The 14,065-nt window shown below is 36.6% G+C and carries 13 protein-coding genes; 6 read left to right on the top strand and 7 right to left on the bottom strand.

The window, feature by feature from the left end; genetic code table 11:
* Nucleotides 1-221: 221 nt before the first annotated feature.
* The gene (locus ACP6PK_RS09040; protein WP_426559328.1) at nucleotides 222-344 is read right to left on the bottom strand and encodes a hypothetical protein; all 123 of its coding nucleotides are present in this window, start codon (nucleotides 342-344) and stop codon (nucleotides 222-224) included.
* A gap of 159 nt (nucleotides 345-503) precedes the next feature.
* Here ACP6PK_RS09040 and trpD point away from each other — a divergent pair, with 159 nt between their 5' ends.
* Nucleotides 504-1,556, top strand: coding sequence for an anthranilate phosphoribosyltransferase (gene trpD, locus ACP6PK_RS09035; RefSeq protein WP_426559327.1), 1,053 nt, complete (start codon nucleotides 504-506; stop codon nucleotides 1,554-1,556).
* 248 nt (nucleotides 1,557-1,804) lie between these two features.
* Here trpD and ACP6PK_RS09030 read toward each other — a convergent pair whose 3' ends face one another.
* From ACP6PK_RS09030 to ACP6PK_RS09015, 4 genes are all read right to left on the bottom strand, one after another.
* Nucleotides 1,805-2,179 carry a class I SAM-dependent methyltransferase gene (locus ACP6PK_RS09030; protein WP_426559326.1) on the bottom strand — a complete coding sequence of 125 codons (375 nt, stop codon included), beginning with the start codon at nucleotides 2,177-2,179 and terminating at the stop codon, nucleotides 1,805-1,807.
* A gap of 79 nt (nucleotides 2,180-2,258) precedes the next feature.
* Nucleotides 2,259-2,546: a class I SAM-dependent methyltransferase gene (locus ACP6PK_RS09025; protein WP_426559325.1), complete on the bottom strand. Its 288-nt coding sequence runs from the start codon at nucleotides 2,544-2,546 to the stop codon at nucleotides 2,259-2,261.
* A gap of 295 nt (nucleotides 2,547-2,841) precedes the next feature.
* Nucleotides 2,842-3,030 (bottom strand): hypothetical protein, encoded by a 189-nt coding sequence (locus tag ACP6PK_RS09020; protein ID WP_426559324.1) that lies wholly within the window; start codon nucleotides 3,028-3,030, stop codon nucleotides 2,842-2,844.
* A gap of 379 nt (nucleotides 3,031-3,409) precedes the next feature.
* The gene (locus ACP6PK_RS09015; RefSeq protein WP_426559323.1) at nucleotides 3,410-4,042 is read right to left on the bottom strand and encodes a retropepsin-like aspartic protease family protein; all 633 of its coding nucleotides are present in this window, start codon (nucleotides 4,040-4,042) and stop codon (nucleotides 3,410-3,412) included.
* Nucleotides 4,043-4,377: 335 nt separating this feature from the next.
* Between ACP6PK_RS09015 and carA the strand changes: the two genes are divergently transcribed.
* The 5 genes from carA to ACP6PK_RS08990 all read left to right on the top strand — a co-directional run bounded on the left by carA (nucleotide 4,378) and on the right by ACP6PK_RS08990 (nucleotide 9,935).
* On the top strand, nucleotides 4,378-5,526 hold the full coding sequence (carA, locus tag ACP6PK_RS09010) for a glutamine-hydrolyzing carbamoyl-phosphate synthase small subunit (RefSeq protein ID WP_094673781.1): 1,149 nt from the start codon (nucleotides 4,378-4,380) through the stop codon (nucleotides 5,524-5,526).
* A gap of 406 nt (nucleotides 5,527-5,932) precedes the next feature.
* Nucleotides 5,933-6,307, top strand: a complete 375-nt coding sequence (locus ACP6PK_RS09005) for an STAS domain-containing protein (protein WP_094673782.1) — start codon at nucleotides 5,933-5,935, stop codon at nucleotides 6,305-6,307.
* Nucleotides 6,308-7,149: 842 nt separating this feature from the next.
* Entirely contained in the window at nucleotides 7,150-7,542 is a 393-nt protein-coding gene (locus ACP6PK_RS09000; protein ID WP_426559322.1) for a Mini-ribonuclease 3, read from the top strand.
* A gap of 342 nt (nucleotides 7,543-7,884) precedes the next feature.
* Nucleotides 7,885-8,751 (top strand): 23S rRNA (guanosine(2251)-2'-O)-methyltransferase RlmB, encoded by an 867-nt coding sequence (rlmB, locus tag ACP6PK_RS08995; RefSeq protein WP_426559321.1) that lies wholly within the window; start codon nucleotides 7,885-7,887, stop codon nucleotides 8,749-8,751.
* Between the two features lie 905 nt (nucleotides 8,752-9,656).
* Nucleotides 9,657-9,935, top strand: a complete 279-nt coding sequence (locus ACP6PK_RS08990) for a DUF1816 domain-containing protein (protein WP_426559320.1) — start codon at nucleotides 9,657-9,659, stop codon at nucleotides 9,933-9,935.
* A 166-nt stretch (nucleotides 9,936-10,101) separates the two neighbouring features.
* Here the strand turns inward: ACP6PK_RS08990 and ACP6PK_RS08985 are convergent, their stop codons facing one another.
* Nucleotides 10,102-10,983, bottom strand: coding sequence for an alpha/beta fold hydrolase (locus ACP6PK_RS08985; protein WP_094676606.1), 882 nt, complete (start codon nucleotides 10,981-10,983; stop codon nucleotides 10,102-10,104).
* A 637-nt stretch (nucleotides 10,984-11,620) separates the two neighbouring features.
* The gene (gene ligA, locus ACP6PK_RS08980; RefSeq protein WP_426559319.1) at nucleotides 11,621-13,741 is read right to left on the bottom strand and encodes an NAD-dependent DNA ligase LigA; all 2,121 of its coding nucleotides are present in this window, start codon (nucleotides 13,739-13,741) and stop codon (nucleotides 11,621-11,623) included.
* Between the last annotated feature and the right edge of the window lie 324 nt (nucleotides 13,742-14,065).

Genomic DNA, 14,065 nt, shown 5'->3' with positions numbered 1-14,065 from the left:
CCCTAAAAAGCAGTAGGATTTTTGACACAAATAAAATAGGATTGCTATATTCTATGGATATTAAGAAAAATTTGTAACTAATATTAAGACAAGACTTACAGCAAACAAACTATTTCTCTTATAGAAGCCCTAACCGTATCTCCAGAAAAGAGCTTGGAGGGAGAAGTAATTGATAAAAAATGGGTAATAATTGATTTGGTGATTGGATGAGTGGGAGATATCTAAAATACACCCCATCTCCCCATCTCCCCATCTCCCCATCTCCCCATCTCTCCCCACTCCCCTATTCTCAATACTAAATTTTTGCCTTTCTTGTGCCTAAGTCCTGTAATATTTAATTGCACCTACTAGACTGACACACCTTAAATGGTGCAATAGTACGGGCGAGTTTTAGTAGAAATTTTCATACTTACCTTAAGATTTATATAAACCCGCCCTAATGCACATCCATTATATGTGTCGGTCTACTACAAATACTTCTATAAACAGCAAGCTACACTAATATGAATGAATGGCCTAGTTTATTACAGCAGTTACTTGATGCCCAATCTTTATCTTCCTCTCAAGCCTCAAATTTAATGCAAGGATGGCTACAAGAAGAAATTCCACCTGTTCTATCAGGAGCAATTTTAGCTGCCTTACAAGCTAAAGGTGTATCTGCTGAGGAATTAGCTGGTATGGCAAAAGTATTACAATCTTTATCCTTGACAAAAGAATACAGTGATAATAATATTCCTATCACCAACTTCCAATACCCAGTCATTGATACCTGCGGTACTGGTGGAGATGGAGCTTCAACATTCAATATTTCCACTGCTGTTGCTTTTGTTGTCGCTGCTGCGGGAGTGCCAGTAGCTAAACATGGTAACCGTTCCGCTTCTGGTAAAGTTGGTTCTGCTGATGTCTTAGAAGCATTAGGAATAACTTTGAATGCCCCCACTGAAAAAGTAATATCTGCTCTATCTGAGGTAGGAGTTACTTTTCTCTTTGCACCAGGTTGGCACCCAGCAATGAAATCTGTAGTTCCTCTACGTCGTACCTTAAAAGTAAGAACTGTGTTTAATCTTTTGGGTCCTTTAGTTAATCCTTTACGTCCTCAAGGCCAAGTTATAGGAGTTTATAATTCCACTTTAGTAGAAACTGTCGCTCAAGCTTTAGGAATATTAGGAGCGCAGTCAGCGATCGCTCTCCATGGAAGAGAAAAACTTGATGAAGCTGGTTTAGGCGATATTACAGATATAGCTATTTTATCGAATGGTGAGGTAAAAATGACAACAGTTAATCCTCAAGATTTAGGTTTAAATTCTGCTCCAATAAGCGCTTTACAGGGTGGAGAGGTAGAAAAAAATGCTGAAATTTTGCAGAATGTTCTCCAGGGTAAGGGAACCTCTGCACAAACAGATGTAGTCGCTTTGAATAGTTCTCTAGCGCTACAGGTAGCAGGCGTTGTGTCACTAGAAGCTCATGCAGAAGGTATTGCCAAAGCTAAAGACATTCTCCAAAGTGGAGCAGCTTGGTTGAAGTTGCAAGAGTTAGTTAAGTTCTTATTTGAATAGGAGTCAGGAGTCAGGAGAAATGGGAATTATAGAGGAGGTAGTCGGAAGAATCATCCCTTGATATCAAATCCGGTAGTATCAGTATAAAAAAGCAGAGAAACCGGGTTTATTAAATACCTCACTATACTAACCTCTACCTCCCACAAACCCGGTTTCTTATAACACTTCCATTGCAAACAGATTTGATATTATTATGTTTTCTACTTCCCAACTCCCCTACTCCCCTACTCAAGAAAGTGTAGCCAAATTCATAAAATTGGTTTAATACCACCAAATAAAGCAATTTCAAAAACCTTCAAAAAACAATCAACATGAATAAAACCTATCTCTCGTAACCAGTTACATTGAGTTTCTACAGGAGTAAGAATATTTGGCGCTTTATCCGGGCGGTTATAATATAGCCGATCGATCTCTTCTCTAGATTTTTTTATACCTTTACTTTGATTGAAAGCGTAGAGAGAATCAACAAACAGTTCACCATGTAACTGTTCAATTAATTTAGATGGTGAGGAAATGTGTTCCAAATTCAGAAATAATCCTTCTGGCTTTAATAATTCATAAATCTCCTGATATATTTCTCGTTTTCTTATATCTGGTTGGTGATGAATTGAAAATCCTGACACAATTACATCAAATGGTGCTTTTCGGTGAATTTTATTTACCCATTCTGGTAAACCATAATCTTGATTAATAAATTCTAAATTATCTTAGATAAGCAGCAGAAATATTAGTTTTTACAGCTTCAATCATTGTCTCTGAAAAGTCTAAAAATACTCCTTGAGAATGAGGATATTGACTGAGAATTGCCTGACCTAAAATACCATCACCACAACCTAAATCTAAAAAGTTATTCATTTGTGGTCTAGCCATCTGAATAATCCTCAACATAATATCAATTTGTTCAGTAGCTAGAGGAAATCCACCTCTCATACCAGACAGATATTTTTGTGAAAGTTCTGCTGTTTTCCAGACTTGATAATTATTGTTCATTTTACCGATTTGTTCGTAAAGAAAATTATCTAAACATGATACTTCTAACTACTAGAACGTATCTTTAATTCTACTACATCTGCCTTAATTTTCAGATTATAGAGGTACTGATAATTGATAACTGAAATGACCACAACCTAAATCTAAAAAGTTATTCATTGTAAGCATTCAGCTATTAGCATTTCCGTTCCGGAATGCTGCGCAAACAGCATTCAGCTTTTCGTGCGGAATGCTGCGCAAATATAAATTTTAATTCTCCTTGGAGACTAATTCCTCCTAAACGTGTCGTAATAATCTAATAAATCATAGCTGAGAGCTGATAACTGACGGCTGAATGCTTACTATTAATTTGTGGTCTAGCCATCTGAATAATCCTCAATATAATCTCAATTTCTTCAATAGCTAGAGGAATTGCACTTCTGACACCAGACAGATATTTTTGTGAAAGTTCTGCTGTTTTCCAGACTTGATAATTATTGTTCATTTTCCAGATTTCTAATATTCTTTACGTCATGTGCAACTTTCCCTAATTTACCAAATTTAGGGAGTTCTGAAAATAAACTTTTCAGTCTTATGGGAATTAAGTAACTGTATTTTTGTAGAAAGTTGCACATCGCGTATAGATAGCATTTGTCCCGCCTAATCATTTTAACTTCATCATTTTTAAATCAGAAGTTGCATAGAATAAAACTTTTAATCAGAGTTAACTGTAGATAAAAACAGAAATACTTAATTATTTACTCCTAATTATTTACTCTTATTGACCACCATGATTTTCTCCTGACTCCTGACTCCTGACTCCTGACTCCTGACTCCTGACTCCTGACTCCTGACTCCTACCACTCATACTTTTTCACCAAACCCTAACTACTAGAACGTGCCCGCAACTCTACTACATCTGCCTTAATTGTCATATCATAGTTACCAAAAAAATTTTGCCCCAGTAGTCCTAATTCTTTATTATCTGGAGCGATCGCAACATTAAACTGGTTAATTGTTAGACCTCCCGCAGAAACAGAAGTAACTATAGCAATACCTAGTTCTACATCTTTACCATCAGCTAAAGTAAAATTTCTTTTTTGAAAGGGTACAACTTTGAGAGCTTTTGCCATTTCTTGAGTAATTAAAGTAGAACTAGCACCAGTATCTAAAATCATTTCATAAGTTTGATTACCATTAAAAGTAACATCAATTACAGGACTACCACCGCGACGACCTTTAATTGGTATTTGGTATATTCCTGCTACTGTAGTCGAAGCTGATACTTGTTCTGATAATTCTTCTGGAAACAGACGACAAATTGAGATGGTTAAGTCCTTCCTATTTCCTGCTTCATCAAGCATAAAGCATCCTGGATATTCTTGGGCGATCGCTGCGGTACAAATTAATGTTGTCAGCAATATTGATGGTATTTGCCAAAAGATGGTTTTCGCCTGTTGTTTTTGCTTAACCAGATTTCTATCAGTAGAATTATAGAGTGAAGAATTTTCCATCATAATTAATTACTTTTTAAGAATTTCAATTATTTGTTTATTGTTAAGTTTTAAACTTAAAGCTAATTTTATCTTATTTAATTGATGAATGTAATCTGTACTTCTGACTACTACATTTTTCGTAAACCTAATATATTCTCAATGACCTAAGTAAATATTCTGACCTAATCTTTAAACAAGCAGTCAGCACAATCATTAGGCTCATTTTTTTAACGTTTAGAATGGGATTTTAACCCTTCCTAAATCATCTAGTGCAATAGTTGCCTGGGATTTTAATCCGAGCTGCTAAAAGCTGATAGCTAGTTAAATTAAATACTAATTAATTGAGAGGAATTAAAATGTCAATCTCACCTCAACCCGCTCTTCTGGTACTAGCAGATGGAACTTCTTACTGTGGCTTATCTTTTGGCGCTCCAGGAACTACCATCGGAGAAGTAGTATTTAACACAGGAATGACTGGTTATCAGGAAGTTCTCACAGACCCAAGTTATCGTGGGCAAATAGTTACTTTTACCTACCCAGAATTAGGAAATACAGGAGTTAATCCTGAAGACGAAGAGTCCAATAAACCACAAATCAAAGGCGCGATCGCTCGTAATATTTGTCCACGTCCTAGTAACTGGCGTTCTACTCAATCTTTATCAGAGTATCTGATAGAACATAAAATTCCAGGAATTTATGGTATAGATACCCGTGCTTTGACTCGAAAGATTAGGACTGTAGGGGCAATGAATGGGGCAATTTCTACAGAAATTCTCGATCCAACTGAATTGTTACAAAAAGTTCAGTCTGCTCCTAGCATGGCCGGATTAAATTTAGTTCGAGAAGTAACAACAAAAGAAGTTTATCAATGGTCTGAAGCAACTAATCCAGATTGGGAGTTTAACCCTTCTGTTTCTGGTGATGGTGGAGAACAATTTACAGTTGTGGCCATTGACTTTGGGGTGAAAAGAAATATTCTGCGACGTTTAGCCAGTTATGGTTGTCGAGTTGTGGTTGTTCCTGCTAGTACGCCACCAGAGGAGATTCTCAAGTATAACCCTGATGGTATCTTTCTTTCTAATGGTCCAGGAGATCCATCTGCTGTCACAGAAGGTATTGAAACTACTAAGGAGTTACTAAAATCATCTAAGCCTGTATTTGGCATTTGTATGGGACATCAAGTCCTCGGCCTGGCCTTGGGAGCAGACACTTTTAAACTAAAATTTGGTCATCGCGGTCTTAATCAGCCTGCGGGTTTACAGCAACAAGTGGAGATTACAAGTCAAAATCATGGATTTGCAATTAATGCAGATTCTTTAGTGCCTGAAGTGGAAATTACCCATCTTAACTTGAATGACCGAACTGTTGCTGGTTTACGACATAAGTCTTTACCTTTGTTCTCAGTGCAGTACCATCCTGAAGCAAGTCCCGGCCCTCACGATGCTGATTACTTGTTTGAACGTTTTGTTCAAACAATGCGAGATGCTCGAAAAGCTAAAGTCTAGATGCTAGTGTGTCAAGGAAGTGTGGGGAGACGACCGAAAGTAGGAAGAATAATTGTACCTGTATCTTTTTGTGCAAGTCTGCCAGACGTCCTAACTTTTTAGTCTTAAAGGCTGAAAAATTGGCACTTTTTTCGATGCCAAAATGCCAAAACCTTTATATATCAGTGCTTTTAGCTTATATTGGCCAGCAATACTTACCGATCCCACACATTACGCGCTCTGCACAACCGCCTAGATATTGATATCTTCAATTACCTTGAACTGCAAATTTTGACAATAGTCAAAATTGTCATCGTCTCAATTTAAACATTTGTCTGTTTAAATAAGTCATATTATGGTAGACAAATTTGACTTCAGGGAGTATAATAGTTATTTTAATTATGCAAAATCAAGCTAGGAGGATGTTATTCCTGAGCCTAAGCAATTAAACCTGACTGTTAGCCTGAGAGGCTCTCACGAAGTCAGGGATAACTACCAGCTATTCCGCCTAACAGGGTTATTAGATGCTTTCTCAGAAGGTACTTTTAGCAAAACCCTGAAGACAAAAATCGATCAAGGACCAAAAAATATTATTTTGGACTTGTCCAAGATAGACTTTGTTGATAGCTCTGGGTTAGGAGCACTTGTACAACTGGTAAAGTATACCCAACAATCTGAAGGTAGTTTGCAGATAGTTTCCAATGCCCGTGTGACTCAAACTGTTAAGTTGGTTCGTTTAGAGAAGTTTTTGTCTTTACGACCTTCATTAGATGAAGCTATAGATAATGTCAAGAAATCTTGACTAAGCCAGGCAAAGACCGATTATCTAATCTAGATAGATGTTACCTCCCGTTAACCAGCAAAACTCTGGACGGGAGTAGGTCAAGCCTATTGACTCTCTTACCGTTGAGCAATAATTAAGGTCTTAAGCCTCCCCTTGGCTGTGTCGTGTTGTCGCTCTACAAAGAGATAGAAAAGGAAATTTCGGATTTTCGTACTTTATGACTTCAGCGGTCGGTATTGATAACTGAAATGACCTTTCAGGTATAACATTAGATTCTTGGTTATACTCCTCTTAAGTAGAACTATAAGAATCTATAGCGCTATAATATCTACTAAAAAGGAATATAAAAAAAGTATTCTAGCTTGACTTCTACTAACTTCTGGGAAGTAGAATTATTCAAATAAGTATGGATTTATTATTATATAAGATATGGTATGAATAGAAAATCAAACAAGTTTTGTCCAAGTATTGATAAGTTTCTCAGAGTAGAAAAAAAGAGTCTCTGACAAATATAGAGAGAGTTTTTGAGTGTGAAAATTGTGGTTTCAGTAGGGAAACGAGACTTAAATGCTAGCTTAAATCTAGCTATGGCGGGCAATTCGTCCGTGACAGCCTGTGGACTGGATAACGCCGACGTTGCCAGGTTGAGGCAGGAATAGATATAGATGATTTATAGAAAATCATACATTTTTGTAGATAGTAGATAATCGTAGGTTTCTCAGAACGGTTGCTAAATATCCCCGTGAAAAAAATATCTTCTAACTTCTGAGTTCTGAATTCGTTAACTGCATGGGTATCAAAAAAGGTGAAGGAATGTTTTATCAAGTAGAAAGGCTAGCCTCACAAGGAGAATAATCAGTTTGCAGCAGTTAAACCCTCTTACCTTAACGCCAGCAGAAATTCAAAAAATTTCCCCCTCAGCTTGGGCATATTTGGGAGATGCAGTTTACGAACTGTATATTCGGAATTATTACTTGATACCACCAAAGCGATCGCGTTATTATCATCAATTAGTTGTGGCCCAAGTTAGGGCAGAAACTCAAGCGGATCATTTACATAATTTGAAACCATACCTCACGAGTGCAGAGTTAGATATTCTCAAACGTGGACGTAATGCTGCTTTTAGGAAACCAAAAAGATTAGATCCGGAAGTTTATCAACAGGCTACCAGTTTAGAAACTTTAATTGGATACTTATATTTGACCGATCCCCAAAGGTTAAATCAATTACTAGGTTACATAGAATTAGATTAATATTAGATTAATATTTTCATACCATTAGCCAATAGGTATTTCCAATAATAATAAATCAATTATCGCACTCTTATTCATCCAATGATTTATCCAAAAATTAAGGTATAAAGCCTCTCCATTTATGGATAAAAAAAGACTTTTAGTTCAGCAATTAACATTGACTAAAAGGAAAATTTTTGATTTATACCCTTAGAAGGAAGGGCTTTAAACCTAAATTGTTGAATGAATAATTAATTGAAGATCAACTCTTAATTATTAATTATTAACCATTAATTATTCGGTAATCCCCCTCTTAAGAATAAGAGGTAATTATTAAACCCTACTCCCTATTTTATCTAAGTTATGTCTACAAAAAATTATCAATTAAATCCTCAAGAAAAACCGCAAAAAAAGAAACAAATTAAACTAAAGGATAGGCGCTCAAAAAATGATAATTCAGCAAATACCAACGAAGAAGATGACGATCTAATCTATGGACGACATACTGTGCAAGCTGCCCTCAAAAGTGAGCGATATTTAAACCGCATCTGGATAATTTCTCCACTGCGATACGATCCCCGGTTTCATACATTGCTAAATGAGGCTAAAACAAAAGGTACAATTATAGATGAAGTAGATGACAGACGCCTAGATCAAATTACCCAGAGAAAAAATCATCAGGGTATAGCAGCTCAAATATCTCCTTACGAGTATAAAGAACTTCACGAATTAATTTCCCAAGCAAAATCGAAAACGGATCAACCTGTATTACTGGTAGCTGATGGTATCAACGATCCCCATAACTTAGGAGCCATTATTCGTACTGGTGAAGCTCTCGGAATACAAGGTTTAATTATTCCACAAAGACGGGCAGTGGGCATAACTTCGACTGTAACAAAAGTTGCGGCAGGAGCGTTAGAAAATTTTCCTGTAGCTAGAGTTGTTAATCTTAGCAATGCTTTGGCAGAATTGAAGAAAGAGGGCTTCTGGATATATGGTACTGTGGCAAATGATGGAGAACTGATTCATACAGTAAAATTTACTGGAGCTATTGTCTTGGTGGTTGGCAGTGAAGCAGAGGGTTTAAGTCTTCTAATTCAAAAAAACTGTGACGTCTTAGTTTCTATACCAATGTCGGGAAGTACGCCTAGTTTAAATGTATCAGTAGCAACGGGTATGGCCATTTATGAAATCCACCGACAACGCTGGTCAAAAAATTTGCGTATGTAGTAAAAATATAACGTTTCTCAATAGGAAGAAGATACAAGATTTGGGATTTTAGGGAACATTCGAGAAGGCTAAAGGCTACAGAATATAGGGAATCTAAGAACTTATAATATACCTCACTTAGATGGAAAATGTTATATGATTGAAAAAACAGAAGTTGCGTAGTATAACAAAGTAGAGACTAATAATATACCTGAAAATGGATTGAGCAATTTTCTGGAAATGTCGCAAGAGAACTACTGTTAAATTGCGATTTGATTAACAGTTAGATGGGGTATTTAAACCGTAGAATAAACTTCCGCGCACAACTTCATTAACAGCCTGATCTTAACAGAAACCCTGCACATTATATGTCGCGAAGCAAAACAACTGGAAGTCAGGAGTAATTTTGGGAATTTAGACCTGACTCTTAGGTGAAAGCTTTATGGGGTAAAAATCTCAACTATGTACTAGGGGGATATAAAATTGGCTGGAGTTGAATTCCCAGACTCAAGATTTAGATTGTGGTGAGTAGTAATGGTATAAGGAGTATGGGGAGTTTAGGGAGTGTGAGAAAAAAATGTATATTCTCACCAGCGACGCGAGTAGGACTACCAAGATTTATTTCTCCAGTATTGCAACCTTCTGACTCCTGCTTGAATTATAAGCTGCCAACTAATCAATCTTTATTTAATCGAAGCAAATACGTCAAAATCTCTTCTACCAGTGAATTAATCATAGATTATGAAACTAACCCTTTTCACTATCATCAAAACTCACTATAATTTGCACAGTTTAGTTTAGTTATGGATTAAACTTTCCCTAGATAGTTAGTTTATAACTTCTGAATCTGGAAGTTATAGGTATTATCAGAAATTAAAATCAGTACATTCAATAATCAATTACTAATACTCAGATTCTTAAATAACATGGAAGAAACATTGGTAAATTTTATGAACTTATCTGGAATAGCTTGGTGGGTTAAAATTTCTACTTTAAATCCCCGTTGCACTTATTATTTTGGCCCGTTTTTGACAAGTGAAGAAGCTAAAGCTGCTGAAGCAGGTTATTTAGAAGATTTAGAAACTGAAGGGGCTGAAGGTATTCAGGTGCATATTCAGCAGTGTCAACCTGTAGAGTTGACTATATATGATGATGAACTAGAGAGCAGTGGCGATCAGGTAATGGTAAATCCTGTATTTAACTAGAGCTAGGTGCGTATCATAATTTTAGATACACTCGCTGCGGTGGTCTTATAGTTTCTGTTTGTCGAGGTTTAGACCTCGATCGGTCTTGGCAATAGAGAGTTTCTATCCGCGAGACTGATAGAATTACTATTATGCCACTTATGATTAAAAGTCGAAAAAGTCAAATCTAGTTATCACTGGGAAGTCTAAAATGTGTTTGGTGATGCTCTATCCAGTTTTTAATATCTGTTAGCACTTGGTTAGGAATTTCCCAAGGAAATAAATGGGCAGTATTAGGGTAGCATTGCCAAGCAGCATTTTTGAGGTGAAGAGCAGTTTCTTGACTTGACTCAGAGGTAATATGGCGATCTCTTACCCCTGATAATACTAACGAAGGAGATTGAATCTGAGCTAGGTCAGCTAATTTATTATAACCAGCTCTTAAAGCTTGATTCAAGGATCTAGTGGCCATTCTAGAAGTTTGCAAATAAGCGGGAACTGCTTCTTGTGCTAAGTAGTGATAGGTGGCAGGAGTGTGACGTTGGATGAGATATCGAAATAGCGATCGCTTGCCAAAAGTATTAATATTCCATTGCCAACCAGGCAAAAAATAATTTATTATCCCCGCTAAACCTGTATAAAGATTATCCTGCCAAGTTATAGGTGGATGATTACTTCGAGGTCTTGCTGCTGTAGCTATTAAAATTAAACCTGCGACTTGCTCTGGGTTTCTCAAAGCTAACTCCATGCCAATAATTCCACCTAACGACCATCCTAATATTAAGCATCTGGAAATTTGCAGTTGTTCTAGAAGTTTTTCTAAGTCTATTAGATGTTGAGTCATTTCAAAGTTGGTTTTCGTAGAACTTTTGCCGTATCCTCTTAAGTCTGGAGCAATAGTTTTAAAGTTTTGACACAAAGAGTTAGTAAAGACTGACATACATTGACTTGAACCTGGATGTCCGTGGAGACAGAGAATAGGAAAACCTTCTCCTTGGATGTGAAAATGTAGTTCAGCAGGTTCAATAATAATTTTTCTTTGTTGAGCAATGACTCTATTTCCCCACATTTATTTCTTTTTTAATTCCTAAGTTTTCCATTCATTCAATCAGAGTAACTCCCCGAATATTTGCTAATTCTACCAAATTTCCTATTTGTTCGCTTAATGTTAAGAGTTCATTGTATTCTGTATCTGTTATACCAATTCCTAAAAGTAACGCTATACTTGGGTACTACTTCAGTTATTAAGTAATTAACACAACTAGAATAACTTTTTTGCAGGCTTTGATCTACGAATACTGTTAATTATTCTTATTTTTACTACTCCCCTACTCCCGTACCAAAAAAGTGTAGAAAAGTTTTTGAGAAATGGTATTACTCCCTTACTCTCCTAATTTTAGGATGAGAATCAGATTTTTCCTATCATCAAATCTTTCCATCCATCACTCTTGAGTGCAAAACCACAAACATTTTCATTCTATGAAGCTCCTAAAAAAATTGGCGCGTCAAAGGATTTTCGGTTGCATCCTCACAATTTTTGTGATAAGTTAAATTTTAAATGGGGTTACTTGCCCAATTATATGACTTTTTATTCAACTAAAAAAATATAGCTTTGATCGCGATAGCTCAGGTCTGAGAAAGGAAAATCAAGGAAAAAGATACTGTTAGGGGTTCTGGGGTTCTATATAACTTCTGACTTCTGACTTCTAACTTCTAACTTCCAACATCTCCAGTAACTCCGCCTCACTCAACTGTTTCACCCCCAACTTTTTTGCCTTCTCTAACTTAGAACCTGCGTCCTCTCCCACCACAACAAAATCAGTCTTAGAACTTACCGAACTTGTCACCTTACCACCAGAATTTTGAATCAAACTTTTCGCCTCATCTCGCTTCAAGGTTGGCAAAGTTCCCGTCAATACAAAAGTCTTCCCTACTAAAAAACTACTTTCAACTTTTTCCACATTATCTGTAGAGTCTTTAGTCTCCAAAGTCACTCCAGCAGTTTCCAAACCTGCTACCAAATTCTGATTTGCTGGTACCTGGAACCACTGTTCCACAGATTGAGCAATTTCTGGACCAATACCATACAGTGCTTCAATATCACTTGCCTTTGCTTGCCCTAACTGTGCCACAGTTGGGAACTTCTGAGTCAACAACTCTGCATTCACACTACCCACATGACGAATACCCAAACCATAAAGCACCCGCCCCCAGGGTTGAGCCTTAGAAGTAGCGATCGCCTCCACCAACTTACTCGCCGACTTTTCCCCCATTCGTTCCAAGGTAGTCAAATCTGCTACAGTCAAATTATACAAATCTGCTACAGACTTAACCAAACCACCATTAACCAACTGCTGCACCAACTTTTCCCCCAAACCATTAATATCCAGAGCGCCCCTAGACGCCCAATGTGCTAATGAACCCCGGAGAATAGCGGGACATGAAGCATTAATACATCGAGTTACTGCCTCATCTCTAGGTTTAATCACAGGTTGACTACATTCTGGACAGTGAGTGGGCATTTGAAATCTTGTAGCATCTGTTGGTCGTAATTCTGGTAAAACTCTGACCACTTCTGGTATAATCTCCCCTGCCTTGCGAACTATTACAGTGTCCCCAATATGTAAGTCCAGTTCTGCCAGGCGATCGCTATTATGTAGTGATGCCCTTTGTACGGTTGTCCCTGCCAACTGGACTGGTTTTAATTCGGCCACGGGAGTCAGCGCCCCAGTACGGCCTACTTGAACTGTAACTGCTTGGACAATAGTGGGAATTTCCTCGGCGGGATATTTGAGAGCGATCGCCCAGCGAGGGAATTTTTGAGTAAATCCTAATTTTTTTTGTAGTGGTAAAGAGTTAAGTTTAACTACTACTCCATCAGTTAAATAAGGTAAATTTTTTCGTTCCTTATCCCAGTATTGATAATATGCTGTAACTTCATCTAAAGAGGAACAAAGTTTACGGTTAGGGTTAACTTTAAAACCGAATTTTTGGAGTAATTCTAAATATTCCCATTGAGTAGAAAATTGAGAAAATTCCGATTTATTTTCTTCTAAATAAAGTGTATAAGCAAAAAAATCTAATCGGCGTTGAGCGACTATTTTTGAGTCTAATTGTCTTAAAGTACCTGCTGCTGCATTACGGGGATTTGCAAATAGAGTTTCTCCAATTTTTTCTCTTTCAGTATTAATATTTTCAAATACATTTACTGATAAAAAAGCTTCACCCCGAACTTCTACTATTGCAGGCGGATTATCAATTTTAAGTTTTAAGGGAATACTATTAATTGTCTTGACATTTTGAGTAATATCTTCCCCCATAATTCCATCACCGCGAGTAGCTCCTCGTATTAATAAACCATTTTCATAAGTTAGAGCTAAAGCAGAACCATCAATTTTTAATTCACAAACATAATCAATATTTCCCAGGTCTATTTCATCAGAATGAGAGCCATTGTTAAGGTCATAATTTTGAGTTTTTACTTCTAATTTTTGAATTTTGACTTTTGAATTTTGACTTTTCCAACGTTCTTGCCAACTTTTTAATTCTTGAATATTAAAAGCATTTTCCAAACTATAAAGAGGAATATTATGTTTGATTGATACAAATTTAGTTGCTGGTTTTGCTCCCACTCTTTGAGTCGGACTATCTGGCACAATTAATTGAGGATATTGGGTTTCTAATTCCTGTAATTCTCGAAGTAGGCGATCGTAAACAGCATCTTCCATAATTGGGTTATCAAGAACATAGTAAGCATAACCAGCTTCTTGAAGTTTTCCCCTTAATTGTTGAGTGTATTGCTCAATTTCTGGTGTTAATTTTGCCACGATTTATTGTTTCCTTACCTCAATTTTAGACAAAACAAATTAATGAGCACCAATTTACTCATCAGAAAAAAACCTTTTTAAATAGATTACACTCTTCGGAAAGACTGAGTTAACTACAAATACATAACTGCTACCTTTTGTCAAGTTTTATGTTAAGAAAGATATTTATAAACTATAGCTTTTTCAGGAGATGAAAAAAATTTCGATTTAGTCTTTCAAACATCTAGCTTTAGTCTTCGGTACTGATAACTGATAACTGATTAAACCAGAGCTTTTTCAGGAGATGAAAAAAATTTCGATTTAGTCTTTCAAACATCTAGCTTT

This window comes from Dapis hubbardiae BLCC-M172, assembly GCF_050016015.1.
Taxonomy (GTDB): domain Bacteria; phylum Cyanobacteriota; class Cyanobacteriia; order Cyanobacteriales; family Microcoleaceae; genus Trichodesmium.
Note: the sequence above shows the minus strand (reverse complement) of the source record. Positions and strands in the feature narration are given on the sequence as shown.